This is a genomic window from Duganella guangzhouensis (assembly GCF_009674535.1).
Classification (GTDB): Bacteria; Pseudomonadota; Gammaproteobacteria; order Burkholderiales; family Burkholderiaceae_D; genus Rugamonas; species Rugamonas guangzhouensis.
In genome coordinates, this window is the sequence record NZ_WKJK01000039.1 from 1 (window position 1) to 19,871 (window position 19,871).

The following is a 19,871-nucleotide window of genomic DNA, read 5'->3' on the forward strand; positions in this document are numbered from 1 at the left end:
ACTTACAGCGCTGCCACCGCTGACGAAGCTGAACTGAGGCTAGGCGAATTCGAGGAAAAATGGGATAAACAGTATAAACCAATAAGCCAGTCTTGGCGCCGCAACTGGGCTCGCGTCATACCGTTCTTCGATTACCCGCCAGAAATCCGCAAGGTGATTGAGAGGGGCGGCCGGGATTCGTGTGAAAACACCCAGATTACGCTATAACCTACTGATATATTGAATAATTCTTGTCTTATCGTTCATCGGCGGCACCTGTCGTTATAGATCGAGTGTGTAGGCACCGTACTCGTTCTTCTGTTGGTCGTAGATGAAATCGGCCTTATCGAATCGGCCTTCCGCCTTGGCGCTCGACGTCGTCGTCGCTGGTACAAATGGGGCAATGCCGGCTTCGCGGCATGCCAGGATTTCCTCACCTTTGAAGTAGCCACGGTCAGCGATGGCGGTCAGTGTGGTGCTACCGATTGCAGCGCGAGCTTTCTTGGTCATGCCAGAGAGTTGATCACGGTCGCTGCCGACATTGGTTTTGGCACAGCATTTGTGCCCCCAAAATGCTGATCATGGACACAAATTTTCAACCGGTCATTCCTACCAACACGCGCGGTTACTACCGTCAGCACCCGTTGGAGTTCAAGCGCGCGCTGGTGGCGCTATCGCTGGAGCCAGGCGCCCCGGTTGCCCGTATCGCCCGCGAACACGGCGTCAATGCCAATCAAGTGTTCAGCTGACGCAGACTTTATCAGCACGGACGCCTCGGCGCTGCGGTATTCATGCGCGACGACGGCCTGTTGCCGGTGGTGTTGGCGCCAACCGTGCCGGCACCTGACAACGCCAGTTCCACCATCGTTGGCATGATTGTGCTCGAAGTCGGCCAAGTGCGTTTACGTATCAGCGGCCCTAACAAGCCGCAATGGCAGACAAAACAGTATAATAATCGTATTGGCATTTCGTTATTAATCCGACGCATGAAGAACGGCCCGACTTGGGACGCTGTAATTTGGAGGACTTGCTCGTGACGCCACTAGCCGTGCCTCGCATACTTATCATTGACAGGAGCCCTGACGTGGCAAAGCTTCTGTATTTGCTCCTCAATGATATGGCCGAGATGTCCGTTGCGACTTGCGGATTAAAAGGTGTGGCGCTAGCTGCAAGTCTACAGCCAGCATTGATTCTGCTTGATACCGATCTTCCTGATATGGACGGTTTGGCAGTATGTAAAGCACTTAAGTGTGATCCGATGCTTGAGTCCATTCCAGTGCTCTTTTTAACTGATGACTGCAACACACAAACAGAAAGTGCGGCACTTGAAGCGGGAGCAGTCGACTATTTGACTAAGCCATTGCACGCCCCGATTGTCCGCGCCCGTATTGGTACGCGACTCACTCTTTGCAGACAAAATTTGAAATTGCAGGAGGTGGCCAATGTTGATTCGCTCACAGGGTTGTACAACCGGTGCTACTTCGATGCAGCGTTGAAGGTTGAATTTGCGCGCGCCAAGCGACATGGCGGCCAATTGTCAGTGGCGATCATCGACATCGACAATTTTAAAATCTACAACGCACGGCTGGGACATCAACAGGGAGATGTTTGCCTTCGTCTTGTTGCTCAGGCGCTGGAGAGATCAATGCGGCGACCAGGAGAGATTCTCGCTCGTTACGGTGGTGAGCAGTTTGCTCTCGTTACACCCGGGGTTGGCTTAGTCGATGCTCTTGCCATGGGCGAGTGGATACGGCAGCGCATTTGCGAACTTGCGATACCTCATCCGCAATCGGTAAGTGGAGGAAATGTAACAGTCAGCATTGGTCTAGCTTCGTGGAAGAACGACGACGTCGACGATACAGTACTTGTATCTATCGCAAATGCCGCGCTATATACTGCAAAGCGCTCTGGACGCAACCGATGCGAGACATTGGAGCGATAGTATGAAAAAAGATTCCATGAAAACCTCTGTCTCGTTGTTCGGTGTAGCACAATCCGTTAAGACTAAGCTAGCGGTTGCCATCATTATGTTTGTACTGATAGTGGCCGCATTTATTGCATATCTTGTGGGCGACTTTGTTCAGTCTCGCATGGAGCCTACAATCGGTGTGCAACATCGGCTCTTGATGCAGGGGGTTGCAAAACGGATTGATCAGGAGTTGGCTGATCGCATCGATGACTTGCGTGCTCTGGGTGAAACTGTAGCGCCCATCTTATCCAGCGACCAAGATGCCTTGCAGGAGCGTCTCCGACTGTCGCCAACACTCTCTCACCAGTTTTGGAATGCAGGCCTTATAGATTTACGTGGCAATGTTCTGGCTAATTTGCGTGGATTGCCTGCCAGTACGATCAATCTAGCAAATCGCGAGTATTTCAAGCAGGCAGTGCGAACTCGGCGTCCGGTGGTATCTGATCCTATACAAAGCAGCATTACAGGCAAACCATTAACAGTCATTATCGTGCCGGTTCTGGTTTTAGGCGAAGTGAAAGCCTTTGTAGCCGGTGCTATAGATCTCGATGGGCAGCAGTTGATTCGGGCTTTGTTAGGAACTGACGAGGGCGCAGGATTGCTAATGCTTGTAGCCGCTAATGGTATGGTCATTAGTCATCCAAATCCTGACTTTGTTATGCAACCTGTTACCCAGGTCATGGGGCCCAAGGCTTTGTCGCCGACATCAACCAGACAAGGTGATGGTTGGTCGATCGGTCAGGATAGCAAGGGTAATATGGCCGTTTTTGCAGCAGTCAAGCTCAAATACGCGGACTGGACAGCCGTTGGAAGCTATCCGTATCAAGACGAATTTTTGGCCCTTGCATCAGTACGTGATAATGCCATCGCTCTCACCGTTATTGTGGCTTTTTTTACTGGTGGTGTAATTGCAGCGTTGGTCTACCGCTTCATTGCCCCTATTCAAAGACTACAGAGGGATGTGGGTTTAATTGAGCAGGGCCGACTGGATCGGGACGCGTTAAAAACTGAGCGCAGAGATGAAATCGGTGCGCTCAGTAATCAATTCCATCGACTGGTTGTGTCGCGTGAGGCCAATGAACGTCGGACTCGAGAGCAAGAACTTTTTGTTCGCACATTGCTTGCAGGTGCGCCAGATGCCGTGGTACTGGCAGACCGGAATGGGAAAATACTAGAGTGGAATAAGCGCGCTGAGGAGTTGTTCGGTTGGGGGAAATCTGAGGCAATAGGACGCAACGTTGTGGACCTGATTGTGCCGCCTGCTTCAAGAGGTCAACATTTGCGGGGTATGGAACGCCTGAGCCATGACACAGAAAGTAGCGGAATGGCAGCACCTGTCCGGTTAGATGCAATGCATAAAGACGGAGCGGTGGTAAAGATTGAACTATCATTGGCGCGGATAGCGCAGGTCGAAGGTACATCGGCGTTGGCTTTTATTCGAGATATTACTGTGCAACTTGAACATGAGGAGCGGCTCGTTTCCAGTGAGAGGCGCTTGCAGATGATCGCCGATAATGTGCCGGCACTCATCGCTTATGTCGATAACCATGAGCGCTATCGATTCACTAACGCACATTATCGCAAGATCTTGGGTATCGAACCATCATCAACGATTGGAGCGGAAATGTGTGCGGTCTTGGGTATGCCCATTTATGAACGCATGCGTGAGCACATAGGTGAGGCATTGCAAGGGCGCAATGTCCATTTCGAAATAAGCTCGACCGACTTATCAGTGACCCAGCACTTTATGGCGGATTTCATCCCAGATACTGACGAGTACGGTCAAGCTCGTGGATTTTACACTTTGATGACCGATATCACAGAGAGGAAAGAGGCAGAGATTCTTCAAGCAGAGAGCGAGAGCAAGGCAACAGCCGCAAATCTCGCCAAAAGCGAGTTTGTCGCGAACATTAGCCATGAAATCCGCACCCCGATGAATGCTGTTTTGGGTATCGCGCAGTTGCTTGAAAACACTCCGTTGCAGAATGAGCAACGAGAATACGTTAACATTATTCGGGCGTCCGGCCTCTCCCTCATCACGATCCTTAATGATGTACTCGATTTTTCTAAAATTGAAGCCGGTCGGATGGAGCTGGAACACGAGCGCTACGACGTGGAAGCATTGCTTGATGCTGCTGCGGCTTTACTCGCAGCTAACGCGGCAACGAAAGACATTGATGTACTCATCGGCATCGGTCCGAGCGTCCCGCGCCACTTGATCGGAGATTTTGTACGTGTTCAGCAGGTCGTCACTAACTTAGTGTCAAACGCTATTAAGTTCACACACACGGGGTATGTCTCCGTGCTCATCGACCTTGATTCGACAAGCAATTGGCTGCATTTGTCCGTGAGCGACACCGGTATTGGCATCACAGACACCCAGCAACAACGTATTTTCGAATCGTTCACTCAGGCCGACGCTTCTACGACACGAAAGTTCGGCGGCACGGGCCTTGGTTTGACGATCACTCGGCGTCTAGTGGATATGATGGGCGGTGAGATTATTTTAACAAGCTCGATTGGCGAAGGTTCCATGTTCCGCGTGAGGATACCGCTTGAAAAAGGGGCCCAGGAACTCGTAAAGCCGTACTCGGCTAATTGTTTTATTTCGATAGACGAATCAGAGCATAGCCGGCATCTATTTGTGAGGACCTGTGCTTATTGTGGTTACGTCGCCTACTCTTACGCCTCGCTTGCAGAGCTGCGTCTTGCAATCACACGTAACGGTCTTCGACTACATCCAGTAACCCACGTCCTACTGAATGCAAGTCTGCGCTCACATGCAAACACAATACGCGAGGCGATGCTGGCGCAAGGGCTTCAACCCACTGCTCGTCTGTATATCGTAAATACGCCATTCATGCGCAGTAACCAAGGCCAGTTGCGCCCACCGGCAATTTTCGGAATAGTTCAGAAACCGATTACTCCGAAAGTGCTGCGCAAAATGGTAGATCAAGCAGAAATCAACGCGCTCCCTTTAGCGGGCGTGGACTACACGATTTCAAAGTTGCGCGTGCTGCTCGTCGAGGACAATCCGGTAAATCAACTTGTTGTTAAGGCGATGCTCGCGAATAAAGTCAAAGTTTTAGTGGTAGCAAATAACGGTGAAGATGGTGTGGAAGTATTACGTAGTCGTCCTGACGATTTCGATGTTGTACTGATGGATGTACAGATGCCGTTAATGGACGGTCTTGAAGCGACTCATATTATTCGTGAGCAACTCATGCTTGACCTTCCCGTCGTTGCTATGACAGCGGGAGTTTTTGCCGATGAGGTAGACCGATGTACTGCGGCCGGCATGTCCGAATTCCTCCCAAAGCCAGTAGTGATGGAGGACATGTTCAATATGCTGCAGCGTATCGCGTCAGGTGTCTCAACAAATCAGTCTAAACAAGTTAACGGTGCTACAAATAGCCGTCCGGTATTTTCCCCGGCACTGTTACAGGCTATTTTAGAGAAGAGCCCCTCGCTGCTGGATTTTGTAAATAATACCGTACATGAAGGGCTGACAACGGCAAGACAGGAGCTGCTAAAGTTGGAAGTCGCGATGGCGGCCGGTGATGAGGTCCAAGCTCATAAGTTACTTCACAGTATGTGTGGGGCACTTGGAAATCTCGGCGCGCATCAGTTCGCGGAGCAAATGCTACAAATAAAACAACACCTGCTTAATGGTCAAAGGCCAGATCTAATTTCTATTGGAGATGGTATTGAGCAGTTCTCTCGAGCTGTTCAGCTTTGGCTTTCCCAGCGCAAACCTGCTCCACATAGTGCGCTCAATCGCGCTTGTAGCACAAAAGATTTTACTGAATTGCTACGAGCACATGACTATCGTTCAATAGAAGTATTTGAGCAGTTAAAAGCGGAGTTAAGCAAGCAACTCGGCAAAACTGCTTTTGACAGGCTAAGTACAGCCTTGGATTCGCTGTCTTTTGAGCAAGCGCTTGCTGCTTTTGATAAGGAACAAATAGACTGAACCGACGCCGACGCGGACGCGGACGGCATGATTGTGATCGAAGTTGGTCAGGTCCGCGTCCGTATTGAAGACCAGCCCGATGCCTCGGTGCTGGTACAGGTGTCGGATCGGGTGCTGCAATGATCAGGTCATCTTCAGACCCGTATATGGACTCCTCCTCGTTTGCAAACATTCCGTCTTTGACTTTTAGGTACGATTGCTCACGTATATTCGGTCTCTAACTGCTTTGCCCGTCGTCGGGCAAGGACCATAATGGGCTATTCGCGCGCCGGCTCCCTATCGCTGCTTCGGGCTCGAAGGCCACAGACATTGTCGGGTTCTGCCAGCGCCGGTTCGACCTGTTGGCCATCAACGGCTTGTTTCGCAATCGTGGTTGGATACTCCTTTTTACGTACTAACTACTCTCTGCTTAAACTGCCACCAGCCCAGGCTGGTAGTCCGTGCCCTTTCATCATCGCCCAGGCGATACGGGCTGTCTTGTTGGCTAGCGCGACCGCAGCGATGTTATGGTGCCTCGTCTGAGCAATGTGTGTTACCCAGCGACTCATCCGATCATTCTTGCTGGCCGCCGTTCGTAAAACTGAACGAGCACCGTGAATCAACAGCGTTCGTAGCTGCGCATCGCCGCGTTTCGTAATGCCCAGCAATCGTTCCTTGCCGCCGGAGCTGTTCTGCCGTGGCGTTAGCCCCGGCGATGCCGCCATCTGCCTGCTATTGTTGAACTGCTTCGCATCGCCGACGTTGACAACGATCGCTGTGGCGATGATCGGGCCGACGCCGCGCAGCTGCTGCAATCTGGTGGCGACCGGATCGGTAGCCGCCGCAATTTCAATTTCCTGATCCAATTCTTTAACTCTGAGTTCCAGGTTCATGAGATCAAGCCACAAGCCGCGCAGCATGCGACGGAACCGTATCGTCAGACCATTCTCCATATCCTCCAGCCAGCAAGGCACGGCTGCTGACAGCTCGCAACTGGATCATTTCCCTTGGCGCTACCAAGCCATACTCGGAACATAGGCCGCGAATCTGATTGCCCTTGGCCCTGCGCTGATTACATAACTCAGCCCTGATCCGGTGTATCGCCTGTAAGTCCTGCTGCTCGACAGATTTGATCGCGACGAAGCGCATGTTCGGACGGCTCATCGCTTCACAAATTGCCTCCGCATCGTTCGCGTCGTTCTTGTTGCTCTTCACATACGGCTTGACGAACTGAGGTGCGATCAGCTTCACAGTGAAGCTTCGCTTCTGCAATTGCCGAGCCCAGTGATATGCGCCACCACAGGCTTCTATGCCAATTTAGCAGCCCGGCTCAATTGTCTCCAGCAATGCCGACAGCCATTCTGCACGACTTAGCTTCTTGCGCCATACGACCTTTTCGTAACGATCAACCCCGTGCACTTGAAAGACACTCTTGGCCAGATCGACGCCGACGCGGATAATCTTCATGGTGGACTCTTTCTCTTAACAGGTTGTGTCGAAACTCCAGTTTAGGCGCCTAGACGCCGATAGGTGAGGAGGAGTCCATCCCATTGCTCCTGTTGGGGTTTTGGTAGACGCAATTTACGAAGTCACAAAGTAACGCACATGCGGAATAGGGTTTATTGGGCCCAATACCGCTCCAGCTCACTGATACACCACGTCTCTGGCTCCTCGGACGAAAGGATTTCATCACGGACTCCTGGGCGACTTAGGTCAATTGATTCCGGCGGTAGATAAACCATCGATTTAATAGAAAAGAATACTCGCACTTTAGGCTGCAAGAGAGATTTATCGTTGTCGCTGACCACAGCAAGACGATCTGATTTGAGTCTCACCAAGGTGCCTACCGGATAGATCCCGATACATCGAACGAGCGCAGCAAATATCGTCGCATCAAGATGGCCGTCTTTCGTCCAGCAAGACATTTTCCTAAGCGACTCGGTTGGGCTCCATCCCTGCTTATAGGGGCGATTCGACGTCACCGCATCGTAGACATCACATATGGCGGCCATGCGCGCAAAGAGACTAAAGTCTTTACCGGACAACTGATCCGGGTAGCCCTTACCATCGGTGCGCTCGTGGTGGTGCCGACAAATATCCAACACACTATCAGGGATGCCACCAACCTGACTCAGCATTTCGTGCCCTATCTTCGGGTGGCTCTTGATCTTCTCGTATTCCTGTTCAGTAAGGCTAGCGGGTTTATTCAGGATTTCTATCGGTATCGACATCTTGCCAATGTCATGCAGAAGACCGCCCAAGCCGCAATCTCGAATACTGCTATCAGACAGCTTCAGATGTTTGCCCAACGCAATCATCATGGCGCAAACAGCCACGGAGTGAAGGTAAGTGTATTCATCCGCCTGCTTTAAACGGATTAGGCTTATCAACGCTCCTGAGTTCCTCAACACTGACCCTGCAATATCGTCGACAATCGCCAACGCTATCTCAGGGTGAGCGATGCGGCCCATACGCGCATTTTCGAACATATCAGCAACCGCGTCTTTAGATCGGCGTATGATCCTGTGCGCTTGCGCCAATTCTTGATCCATTTCTTGCTTTATCTCAGGTTTGAATATGAATCCTTGAGGCGGTTCTGTAGTTTTTATCACACCCGCCTGCTCTGAAGACAGTTCTGAATCTGACGACGCGACAGAAAGCACATCGCCCCCTTTTTTTGTATTAATCCAAAGCTCCTTGACGCCGCTGTCAAGCAGCTTTCTAACATCGCTCTCGTCGTGAAGCATGAATGCAGTCTTCCAGAACGGATTGTCCAACCAAGAACCGCAAAGTTCTTGGACGTACATGCCAGCACGAATTTGCTCAACATTGATTTTCTTCAACATATGGTTCACACCTATGAATTCGAATATGTCTTGCCGCTGACGCTATCTGTACGTACCACTACCCACGGTGAGTGATAGCTGCGCTTGCATGCGCTCCAGCGAATGCATTGAGACATTTCATCAGTACCACGGACTTCCATTTTGTTGCCAGAGCGGACAACAATCTTAATTTAATAGTTATCTTCATGAAATAGTTCAGCTTGACGTCGTGGGAAGGCACACTTGCATCAAGTGGCCGACAACCTTGTTGTCGGCAGAGGAGCAGCTTAAAGGCTGCGGTGGGCAGGAAGAAACGAGGGCATGGTCTCTTCGTCGCGGAAGGATTGCTTTAGTCAATGGTACGCTTTTTGAATGTAGATTCATAGCCCATATCTTAAACAGATAGACAACCGACCAAATTGAAGCCGAGCTAGGGGCTACGTCTACAGCAGGATGAAAGTATTCTGCCTGAAAAATTAGGCGGTGAAATTTCGGAAATGCAAATCATATTATCCGAGATCGAAGCATTTCGTCTTGCCGTGATTGAGGTGCAAAATCCATTTGAGTGACGATTATCCTCAGTCTCAACCATTCCAGGTAGGGGCGAGGCTTCCTTGGCCAATTAGTGATATTCGCTTCTCGGTATGGCCATCCTGCGACATCTGGACTTTCGATTTTTGTGCAGGACTGCTTGGCGCGATCGGAGCAATGTACACGGTTCTCGGCGCGCTTGATGAAATATTCGCGCATTCAAGTAACTCATTGCCATTTGGCTATGCATACTGATATTGTTAGGGAAATAGCTGCACCGAGGAGTAGTGATGACTTCTAGCATCGCGATAGTTACGCGCAGCCTGCTGTTGGGATGGAGTCTAGCGCTAGCTAGTGCAGTTGTTGCAGCTACCCTCATGGGATGCTGGAGCCAAGCTTCTCGCGAAAGAGATCGCCTGGACTTGTTAGAGAATTCTCTCCAGCGTCACGCTATCGAAGCCCGTTCTTTGACATTGGACGGCAACTTGATGGGGGCAATCTCCCTGCTTGGATTGATCGAACCGGCCATCAAACAGGAGAGTCAGGGTACCATCCGTCCCAACACGAAGGATGTGTTGTCGCTGCTCGAAAGTGTTGCCGATGCGTATCATGCGCAATCGGTTTTTGTGGTAGATCGTGAAGGAAACGTATCCTCCTCCTGGGACAACGGCGGCACGCTAGCCACTGGTCTGGAGGTTGGCTTTCGTCCCTATTTTAAAACCGCCATGAGCGGTAGCGATAGTGTGTATGCCGCCGTCAGCCTGTCGCACAACGCACGCACGCTGTACTTTGCCGCCCCCGTCTTCCTCGGGCAATTGCGTTCTGGCGAGCCAGTTGGCGCGGTCGTCGCGCGCACTGGCATGGAACGCATCGATAACCTACTGACAAGAACCGGCAAGACCGCGTTGTTGATTTCGCCGCAAGGCGTTGTATTTGCCAGCACTCGCAAAGACTGGCAGGCACAGCTTGTCGGAGCCGTGACGCAGGAGCGTATCCAGGACATCCGCGCAAGGCGCCAGTTCGGCAATTACTTTGAGTCCCGCACACCGCATAGCTTATCGTTTGATATTGGCACCGGCATCTCCGTCGTAGATGGTGTTCCGCATGCCATCGCAAGTACGCCAATATCCTGGAATGACCCTGCGGGAGTTTGGCAAATGGTGCTGATCGAAGATTTGTCCAAGACTGCGCCGCCAGCAGTGGCTATACGCGATGGTTTAACAGTTGGTGCAGCTACGCTATTTATCGCGAGCCTGTTGTTGCGCTTGCTACGCACCCAGGCGGCGCAGCGCGAGGCCGCGCAAAAGATGGAGCAGATGATACGCGAACAAGCTGCGCAAGCCGAGAGCAAGATGCAACTGGTGAAGGCTGCGTTGCGCATGCAACAGGCTGATGGGCACGAAGCGCTGGCCAGGACTTTCCTGAGCGAGTGCCATCTGCAATTTGGCGCCATGCAGGGCGTGTTGTACACGGTCACAAATGACGGCGCGCCATTGCGGCTAGCCGGGTCATTCGCCGATGCGCGGCCGCCGGCCACTATCACACCGGGTACCGGCCTACTGGGCGAATGTGCGCGTGAGCGCCGAGCACGCGTGATCGATACCGAGGCCGTTGGCTGTTCGTGGACTATATGTTCGGGCCTTGGTGAGAGCCAGCCGGCAGCATTGCTACTGGCTCCGGTGATGCTGCAATCGCGCCTGCTCGGTGTGGTGGAGTTGGCAGTGCCGCACAAGCCAGACGTGCAAGTGCTGGAACAATTTACCGCATTCGCCGAGGTCTTGGCGATCAATATGGGCCTCGCGCGGCACGCTGTCGCTAACACCGTGCCCTCTTAAGGAGAAAGCATGTTTTGTTTTACTGATCGTTTGGAAAAATTAAGCTTGGGTGTGAAACTCACTCTGGGTTTCGGCGCGAGCCTGCTGATCATGCTTATCTTCGGCCTGCACTACATTAAGATGCATGAGCAAATGAGCGAAGATATGGTCGGCATCTATCGAGATGATCTGCTCGGCATTTCTGGCACGAAGGACACTTTGATCTATTTTGCCCAGCGTGGCCGTGCGCTGCGCCAAGCTATTCTGGCTCCCGACATACATACCCGAGAACAGGCTATGGCGCTGGTAAATGAAGCGCAGGGACGGCTGGATCGAGCCATGCAGGATTTGCGTCCACGTGTTTTCAGAGAGCAGAATAGGATAAGCTTGGAGGTGTTTGACCAAGCGTATGCGCGCTACAACCGGAGTTATAACGCTGCTGTAGGCTACCTGCGTGAGGGAAATGTGGAGGCTGCACGCCACATTGTTTCCGATGAAGATTTTCAGAACTACGGTGTTCAGGCTAATAATGCGCTCAACAGTATTGCAGAGGTGAAGGAGTTCAGCGCGAGCAGACAGATCGAAGATATGCTTGCGGTGGTGCGTGACGAAACGCAACTGACGTATTGGGTGCTGCTATTAAGCATGGCTGGCGGTCTAGCATTTAGTCTGTTGGTGGCGCGTTCGGTGCGTATTCCATCCAACCGTTTGCGTGCAGCGGTGGAAAGCCTGGCACAAGGCGACCTGTCGCTGACAGTACCGCTGACCGACTACCGGAATGAGATAGGCCAACTAGCGCGCGCTATTGAAGTTTTACAGGCGGAAGCGCTGAAAGTGGACACACAACGCTGGATCAAGGCCAACTTGGCGGCACTGTCAAACGAGCTGCAATCGGCATCTACTTACGAGCAACTGGGGGAGCGTACTTTAGCGGGACTGGCGCCGTTAATTGGTCTTGGCCATGCAGTGTTCTACCTTAATGGAGATCGGGGCCTCGACTTCCTTGCAGGTTACGCGCACGATGGCGATACTTGTGATCGGCGCCACTTCGCGCTAGGTGAAGGCTTGGTCGGACAGTGCGCGCTGGAGCGCCGGCCGATTATCTTGCGAGATCCTCCGGTGGACTATATCCGTATTCGTTCCGCGCTTGGCGAGACGGCACCCGCTAGCATAATTGTGCTGCCAGTACAGCGTAATGAACGTGTGCTGGCGGTGATTGAACTGGCGACCATGCAGCCATATGACGAGAAAGCGCAGACCCTGGTTGAGGGGGTGCAGGGTATCATCGCCATGAGTCTGGAAATCATAGACCGCAATCTTCACACCCGTGCGCTACTAGAAGAAATCCGACGCACCAACTTTCTTATCGATATCGCGCTGGAACTGACTGATAGCGGGTACTGGTTCATTGACTACAGCGATCCCGACTATTACTACCAGTCAGCGCGCGCCGCGCAGCTTCTGGGCGAGCCGCCTCGTGCCGATGGCCGCTACGACTCCCAGCGTGAATGGCTGGCACGCCTGGAAGAGGCTGATTCGGAAGGCGCACGCCGAACCGTTGCGCGCTACCAAGCTACGCTCGATGGCGAGTTTGATCTATACGACACGGTGTATGCCTATCGCCGTCCGTCAGATGGTCGGGTGATATGGGTGCATGCCTTCGGCAAACTGGAACGTGACCCGGAGACCGGGGAACCGCGCTTTATGTACGGTGCGTACCAGGACATTACGGCGCGGAAGGCGGCCGAGGATGAGTTGCGCATTACGCGTGAACAGGCGCTTGCGGCTACGCGAGCGAAGAGCGATTTCCTAGCCAACATGAGCCATGAAATTCGCACGCCAATGAATGCAATCATCGGTATGTCACATTTGGCACTGCAAACGAATCTTGATAAGCGGCAGCGAAATTATGTCGAAAAAGTGCATCGAGCCGGTGAGAATTTGCTGGGCATAATCAATGACATCCTCGATTTTTCCAAGATTGAAGCGGGCAAGATGTCGGTTGAGAAAGTGGAGTTTGATTTGGGGGATGTGCTGGACAACTTGGCCAACCTGATTGCTTTCAAGGCCGAAGATAAAGGGCTGGAGTTACTGTTTCAAATTGACACAAACGTACCGATGAATCTGATCGGAGATCCCCTGCGCATTGGCCAGGTACTAACCAACCTAGGAAACAATGCGGTGAAATTTACCGACAAGGGAGAGGTGGTAGTGGGGGTCGAGCAGAAGTCAACCGACGAGAGATCAGTAGAGTTGCATTTCTGGGTCAAAGACACGGGTATTGGCATGAATGAGGAGCAGCGTGGAAGATTGTTTCAGTCATTTAGCCAGGCCGACGCTTCCACTACGCGCAAGTACGGTGGCACCGGACTTGGCTTGGTAATCTGCAAAAACCTGCTTGAACTGATGGGCGGTGATATCTGGATCGCCAGCGAACCGGGCAAAGGCACCACATTCCATTTCCGTATGCGCTTGGAACGGCAGCAAGGCGCGCGTCCACGTCGCATGTTCCGTGTTGATGAACTAGTCGGCGTACGCGTGTTAGTGGTGGACGACAATGCATCAGCACGCGAAATTTTGTCCAGAATGGCCAATACTTTCAGGCTGGAAGTGGACGTCGCCTGGAATGGACTTCAGGCCCTGGATATGGTAGCGCAGTTCGCCCAGCAAAACCTGCCCTACGACGTGGTGCTGATGGATTGGAAGATGCCTGGTATGGATGGAATTGAAACGGTCAGTCGCCTCCGCGCAGCGGGTCTGGAGCGCTTGCCGGCCGTAATTATGGTCACGGCGTATGGCCGCGAGGAAGCGCTCTCCAGCGCGGCAGGCCGTGGAGTTGATATGCAGCTAGTGCTGACTAAGCCAGTCACACCATCCACCTTGCTGGAAGCGGTTGGGCTAGCGTTGGGTAAAGGGGCAGTTGTCGAAACGCGCGCGGTCGGAAAGCATCAGCAGAATACCGAGGCAATGGCGAGACTGAATGGCGCGCGCGTGCTGTTGGTCGAAGACAATGACATGAATCAGGAGTTAGCTAATGAACTGCTAATTAGGGCTGGTGTTGAGGTTGTCGTGGCGAATCATGGACAGGAGGCGTTGGACATACTTGCTAGGGATATGCGCTTCGATGGTATCCTAATGGACTGTCAGATGCCGGTCTTGGATGGTTACGATACTACACGCGCCTTGCGCAACATTCCGGCCTTTGATGCGCTTCCAGTTATAGCGATGACCGCGAACACCATGGAGGGTGATCATGAAAAGGTGCTGGAGGCCGGTATGCAGGATCACATCTCTAAACCAATCAACGTTGGCGATATGTACACCACCATGGCGCGCTGGATCAAACCTGCCTACGGCAAACGGCATGCGCCAACCGCTAACGCAGCTACCATCACTCAAACCTCTTCTCAGATCCTTCATTTGCCTGGTGTAGACACCCGTGCCGGCTTGGCGATATCAATGAATGATTTCAGTCTGTACCGCCGCCTGCTACTCAAATTCAGCGACAGCCAAGCCAATTTTGCGGACACCTTCGGCGCTGCATTGGTTGATCCAGACGCCACGGCCGCCACACGTGCGGCACATACGCTCAAGGGAATGGCAGGTACTATTGGCGCTGCTGCGGTGCAGGCCTCCGCACAATCTTTGGAAAACGCATGTGCGCAAGGCGAGCCGTCTGTCAAACTACAACAGTTGGCGACCGTAGTACTATGTGAACTCAATTCCGTCATCGACGGCATACGCGCACTCGATGTGACCAAGCCCACCGCCGAGCCAACCGCCGTCGCTGCAATTGATCTCACAGCGCTGGAGAAGCATGCGCAAATGCTTAAAGCTCTGCTGGCAGAGAGTGACTCCGCCGCCGTCGATGTATGGGAATCACACCTCGATATGTTTCGTTCCGCCTGGCCTCAACATTGGAAACGCATACAGACAGGATTATCAGATTTTGACCTGGATGCAGCTCTCGCTGCGTTGGAAGAAGCCATGAACGGGAAGGAAATGACATGACCGAATCGCTGATCGCAAAGAAAACCATCCTGCTGGTGGATGATGCGCCGGATAACCTAGTGCTCATGAACGAACTACTGAAAGACCTATACAAAGTGAAAATTGCCAACAGTGGCGAGAAGGCTTTGCGTATAGCCCAATCGGAGACTAAGCCGGACCTGATTCTGCTAGACATCATGATGCCGGAAATGGATGGTTACGAAGTCTGTCGCCGTCTCAAGTCCAATTCGGCCACACGCGAGATTCCCATCATTTTTCTGACCGCGAAAACCGATGTCGATGCCGAAAAAACGGGTTTCGACCTAGGGGCTGTCGACTATCTAGCAAAGCCCATTAGTCCGCCAATAGCACTCGCCCGCGTACGCAACCATCTATTGCTGAAAGACAGCTCCGACTTCCTTCGCGATAAAAATACCTTCCTCGAAACCGAAGTCTCCGCGCGCACGCTAGAAGTGATGGCGATACAGGATGTCACGATTCTGGCGATGGCATCGATGGCTGAGACAAGAGACTCGGATACTGGCAATCACATTCGCCGAACCCAGTATTACGTTAAGGCATTGGCAGAGAAGTTGAGACACCATCCACGGTTTGCTACCACGCTGACGGACAACTACATCAAACAACTTTTCAAATCGGCGCCGCTACACGACATTGGCAAGATAGGGATTCCGGACCGTATCCTACTCAAACCTGGTAAGTTTGAGCCGCATGAATTTGAGATTATGAAAACTCACACCACATTGGGCCGAGACGCCATCGCGCACGCCGAAGAATCTCTGGGCATGAAGGTGCCGTTCCTGGCGCTGGCCAAGGAGATTGCCTATGGGCATCAGGAGAAATGGGACGGCAGTGGCTATCCGGAGGGTGTCGCCGGTGATGTCATTCCATTGCCAGCGCGCCTGATGGCGGTGGCCGATGTGTACGATGCGCTGATTAGCCGCCGCGTCTACAAAGAGGGGATGCCGCATGAGAAAGCTGTGAGCATCATCATTGAAGGAAAAGGTCGGCATTTTGACCCGGATATAGTCGATGCATTTATTGAGTTACAGGGCGAGTTCCACACAATCGCGACACGTTTTCACGATTCCGATGAGGTTATGGCCGAAAAAAAAGAACGCGTCGAAATGCTGACAGGAACTCAGACGTGAGCACGCGGGGCGCATGGTTACTTTCGCTCTAGTCGCTGCCAGCCCTAGAACAGATGACCCTAATACAGGTCAAATCTGACCCTGCGAAGCTCACCGATGACCTATTCAGGGTCAAAAAAGTCCATGATACCGATGGGAGCTAGCTACAGTTCTTGGGCCTCCGGTGCCATCGCTACTATGTTGCCCGGGACACCGCGCGCTGCCTATCCTGACGCGCCGCTCTTCGGACGACCTGTTCCAGCCTTTAACCAGGTGGAATTGTTCGGTTGAAGGGTTGTGGGTAATAGGACAAATTGCCCTATAGCCTGGCTTAACGGCAATCGGGAACAGCTGTCTACTATAATGTCAGGATGATCAGAACGGCAAAGCGACAAACACGGCATATCTGGATCGCCATGCTGGCCATTCTGTTCAGTGCGCTCGGCCCGACCATTTTGCACGCCCTGGCCGCTGGAACCAACTCCGCCGTTACCTTGGAAATGTGTACGGTCAATGGCTACAAAGTAGTCAAAGTTACTGACTCCGACAGCAGCAAAAGGCCCGCCACAGCCAAACATGGAATGGAGTACTGGGCCTTTTGCGCCTTCCATGGCGGCACATTTCCATTAGCGGGCTCTTCAGCACTTGTCTTTGCCATCGACTCCGGTCGCGCTATCTATCCCCCGCTGTTTTACGCTGCTTCGCACTCCCTGCATGCGTGGTCTACCGCCAACCCGCGCGCACCTCCCATCTTCGCCTGACCAAGCCTTTAGCAGCACTCGCGTGCGCTGACGCGGTCATATATCCAGCTCCAGTTTGCGCCCAATTTGCCGGTGCACAATGCCGCCATATACCTAGCGGCGATCTGAACCTGTTTAACGAGGATTGCCATGAAGCAATCAGGAATCTCAGTACTGAGTAAGCGTAAAGTCAGCACCGTCTAGACGCTGATCCGTGTCCCAGTCATGATCAAATTTTGGCACAGCATTTGTGCCCACAGGTTTCGATTATGGACACAAATTTTCAGCCGATCATTTCTACGAATACACGCGGCCACTATCGCCAGCATCCGTTGGAGTTCAAACGCGCATTGGTGGCGCTGTCGCTGGAACCGGGAGCCTCGGTCGGTCGCATCGCCCACGAGCACGGCGTCAACGCCAACCAGGTGTTCAGCTGGCGCCGTCTTTATGAACAAGGGCGCCTTGGCGTGCCTGCGTTAATGCGTGACGAAGGCTTGTTGCCGGTGGTGCTGTCCCCAACGGCTCCGGCTCCAAACGGCAACATCTCCAGTACCAACGGCACTATCGTGCTTGACCTCGGCGAGGTCCGCGTGCGGATCGAAGGCGAGCCCAATGCGGCCACGCTAGCGCAAGTGTTGGATCGGGTGCTGCGATGATCGGCCTGCCTGCCGGCACCAAGGTCTGGCTCGCCGCCGGCACTATCGACATGCGCTCCGGCTTCAATGGCCTGGCTGCCAAAGTGCAGACGGCGCTGGAAGAAGATCCGTTCAGCGGCCATGTGTTTGTGTTCCGTGGACGGCGCGGAGACCTCATCAAACTACTTTGGTGGACCGGCGATGGGCTATGCCTGTTGGCCAAGCGACTTGAGCGAGGTCGCTTCATCTGGCCACAGGCGACCAGCGGCTCGGTGGCGCTGACGCAGGCGCAGCTGTCGATGCTACTGGAAGGCATAGATTGGCGAAGGCCGGAGCGCACCTGGAAACCGATATCGGCCTTGTAAACGTTACACGCCTCGCGTAAACTTGGCGCATGCTCAGCCCAGCCGACCTGCCCAATGACATTGCCGCCTTGAAGGCGCTGCTGCTCGCCCAAGACGCCGTGGTGGAAGGTCTGCGCGATCAACTCAACACGCGCGCCGTCGAGATTGAGCACCTCAAGCTGCAGATCGCCAAATTACGGCGCATGCAGTTTGGCCGCAAGTCGGAAAAGCTGGATCACCAGATCGAACAGCTGGAGCTACAACTGGAAGACTTGCAGGCAGACGAGGCGGAGGCCGAGCGCGAGATGCCTGCGGCCGACCAGGCGCCGCGCAAGAAGTCGGTGCGTCGGCCTTTGCCCGAGCATCTACCACGCGACGAGCAAGTGTATGCGCCCACGGCCGATGTATGTTCGGCTTGTGGTGGCGGCCTGCGGCCGCTGGGCGAGGACGTGGCCGAGCAACTGGAATCCGTGCCGGCCAGCTTCCGTGTGATCCGCCATGTGCGCCCCAAACTGGCATGCGCTTGCTGTGACGCCATCGTCCAGGCGCCAGCACCAAGCCGGCCCATTGAGCGCGGTATCGCCGGTCCCGGCTTGCCCGCGCACACCTGGTAGCGAAGTTCGCCGACCATCTGCCGCTATACCGTCAGTCCGTGATCTACGCTCGCGAAGGCGTTGACCTTGATCGCGCCTTGCTGGCCAGCTGGGTCGGTGCAGCCAGCGCGTTGCTGCGTCCGTTGGTTGACGCCATTCGACGGCATGTGCTGGCGGCATCGAAACTACATGCCGATGACACCCCGATCCCGGTGCTGGCACCGGGCAACGGCAAGACCAAAACCGCACGCTTGTGGACCTATGTGCGTGATGACCGGCCAACTGGCGACACGATGCCAGCAGCCGTCTGGTTTGCCTACACGCCAGACCGCAAAGGCATCCATCCACAAACGCATTTGGCCAAGTTTGAAGGCGTACTGCAAGCCGATGCCTATGCCGGCTTCAACGCCTTGTTCGAAGACGGCACGATCCGCGAAGCTGCCTGCTGGGCGCACGCCCGTCGTAAGTTCTACGATCTGGATACGGCGCGACCAACCGCGTTGACCACCGAAGCCCTACGACGTATCGCCGAACTGTACGTGATCGAAGCCGAGATCCGAGGCCAGCCACCAGATGAACGAAGGCAGGCTCGGCAAGCTCGTGCGCAGCCTTTGCTTGATGATCTTGAACGCTGGCTGCGCACTACGCTCGATACCTTGTCACGCAAGTCCGACACGGCGACCGCTATCCTTTACGCGCTCAAGCTGTGGCCGGCGCTGCTGCGCTACTGCGACGACGGCGCCATCGAGATTAATAACTCGGCGGCTGAACGCGCCTTGCGTGGCGTCGCCATTGGGCGCCGCAACTACCTCTTCGCTGGCGCCGACAGCGGCGGCGAACGCGCTGCCGCCATCTACTCGCTGATCGGCACGGCCAAGCTGAACGGTGTCGACCCGGAAGCCTGGTTGCGTCACGTGCTGACGCATATCGCCGATCATCCCGTCAACCGGGTTAATGAATTCTTGCCTTGGAACTGCAACTGGCCAGCAGCCCTTTGAGATAACGCCGCTTCCCAGCGGTGTGATGCCATCATCGATTAAATTGCCGCTCCACTCAAGACGTCGCTGAGAAGACGCTTACGTCGAGGATGGCGAGCGCGCCATGAAAATCGTGCGACAGTGCGCGCATGAATGGGGAGTTGATTCTAAGCGGATCGGCTTTATCGGCTTTTCCGCAGGAGCGTTTCTGGCAGTAGATCTTGCTATCGGAGAAAAAATGTCGAGACCGGACTTCGTTGCCTTGATTTACGGCGGGCTGCGAACACCTGTGCCTGCTGATGCACCACCCGCATTTATCGCCGCTGCAGCGAATGACGAATATCAGCCGAACGACGCTTTACAGCTTTATA

12 protein-coding genes and 4 pseudogenes are annotated in these 19,871 nt (G+C 53.7%); 13 read left to right on the top strand and 3 right to left on the bottom strand.

Annotated features, from left to right (window positions below):
• Positions 1-159: pseudogene (locus GJ699_RS33140) on the top strand (transposase); the annotation flags it as partial.
• A 126-nt stretch (positions 160-285) separates the two neighbouring features.
• Here the strand turns inward: GJ699_RS33140 and GJ699_RS33145 are convergent.
• Positions 286-525, bottom strand: a pseudogene (locus tag GJ699_RS33145) (IS5/IS1182 family transposase); the annotation flags it as partial.
• Between the two features lie 35 nt (positions 526-560).
• On the opposite strand from GJ699_RS33145, the gene GJ699_RS33150 reads away from it, so the two are divergent.
• The 4 genes from GJ699_RS33150 to GJ699_RS33165 are packed head-to-tail and all read left to right on the top strand — an operon-like array spanning position 561 to position 5,921.
• The gene (locus tag GJ699_RS33150; RefSeq protein WP_195763708.1) at positions 561-728 is read left to right on the top strand and encodes a transposase; all 168 of its coding nucleotides are present in this window, start codon (positions 561-563) and stop codon (positions 726-728) included.
• Between the two features lie 42 nt (positions 729-770).
• Positions 771-1,016, top strand: coding sequence for a hypothetical protein (locus tag GJ699_RS33155; RefSeq protein WP_154383691.1), 246 nt, complete (start codon positions 771-773; stop codon positions 1,014-1,016).
• 11 nt (positions 1,017-1,027) lie between these two features.
• Entirely contained in the window at positions 1,028-1,921 is an 894-nt protein-coding gene (locus tag GJ699_RS33160; RefSeq protein WP_371867746.1) for a diguanylate cyclase domain-containing protein, read from the top strand.
• 1 nt (position 1,922) lies between these two features.
• Positions 1,923-5,921: a PAS domain S-box protein gene (locus GJ699_RS33165; protein ID WP_195763710.1), complete on the top strand. Its 3,999-nt coding sequence runs from the start codon at positions 1,923-1,925 to the stop codon at positions 5,919-5,921.
• Positions 5,922-6,330: 409 nt separating this feature from the next.
• Here GJ699_RS33165 and GJ699_RS33170 read toward each other — a convergent pair.
• Both GJ699_RS33170 and GJ699_RS33175 read right to left on the bottom strand, forming a co-directional pair.
• Positions 6,331-7,367 (bottom strand): annotated as a pseudogene (locus tag GJ699_RS33170) (IS110 family RNA-guided transposase).
• 152 nt (positions 7,368-7,519) lie between these two features.
• Complete coding sequence (locus GJ699_RS33175; RefSeq protein ID WP_154383694.1) at positions 7,520-8,746, bottom strand: cyclic di-GMP phosphodiesterase; 1,227 nt, start codon at positions 8,744-8,746, stop codon at positions 7,520-7,522.
• A gap of 800 nt (positions 8,747-9,546) precedes the next feature.
• On the opposite strand from GJ699_RS33175, the gene GJ699_RS33180 reads away from it, so the two are divergent.
• The 8 genes and pseudogenes from GJ699_RS33180 to GJ699_RS34900 form a co-directional block, all read left to right on the top strand.
• Entirely contained in the window at positions 9,547-11,091 is a 1,545-nt protein-coding gene (locus GJ699_RS33180) for a GAF domain-containing protein (protein ID WP_154383695.1), read from the top strand.
• A gap of 9 nt (positions 11,092-11,100) precedes the next feature.
• On the top strand, positions 11,101-15,081 hold the full coding sequence (locus GJ699_RS33185; RefSeq protein ID WP_154383696.1) for a response regulator: 3,981 nt from the start codon (positions 11,101-11,103) through the stop codon (positions 15,079-15,081).
• Positions 15,078-16,232 (top strand): response regulator, encoded by a 1,155-nt coding sequence (locus GJ699_RS33190; RefSeq protein ID WP_154383697.1) that lies wholly within the window; start codon positions 15,078-15,080, stop codon positions 16,230-16,232. The genes GJ699_RS33185 and GJ699_RS33190 overlap by 4 nt, the downstream gene beginning before the upstream one ends.
• A 395-nt stretch (positions 16,233-16,627) precedes the next feature.
• A complete protein-coding gene (locus GJ699_RS33195) occupies positions 16,628-16,972 on the top strand; it encodes a DUF2946 domain-containing protein (RefSeq protein ID WP_229262412.1) in 345 nt (114 codons plus the stop codon).
• A gap of 248 nt (positions 16,973-17,220) precedes the next feature.
• Entirely contained in the window at positions 17,221-17,607 is a 387-nt protein-coding gene (gene tnpA, locus GJ699_RS33200) for an IS66-like element accessory protein TnpA (RefSeq protein WP_154383699.1), read from the top strand.
• The gene (tnpB, locus tag GJ699_RS33205; RefSeq protein ID WP_154383700.1) at positions 17,604-17,951 is read left to right on the top strand and encodes an IS66 family insertion sequence element accessory protein TnpB; all 348 of its coding nucleotides are present in this window, start codon (positions 17,604-17,606) and stop codon (positions 17,949-17,951) included. The genes tnpA and tnpB overlap by 4 nt, the downstream gene beginning before the upstream one ends.
• Before the next feature lie 29 nt (positions 17,952-17,980).
• Positions 17,981-19,521 (top strand): annotated as a pseudogene (gene tnpC, locus GJ699_RS33210) (IS66 family transposase).
• 103 nt (positions 19,522-19,624) lie between these two features.
• Positions 19,625-19,871 (top strand): alpha/beta hydrolase (locus GJ699_RS34900; RefSeq protein ID WP_371867745.1); only part of this gene is annotated, 247 nt, incomplete at its 3' end.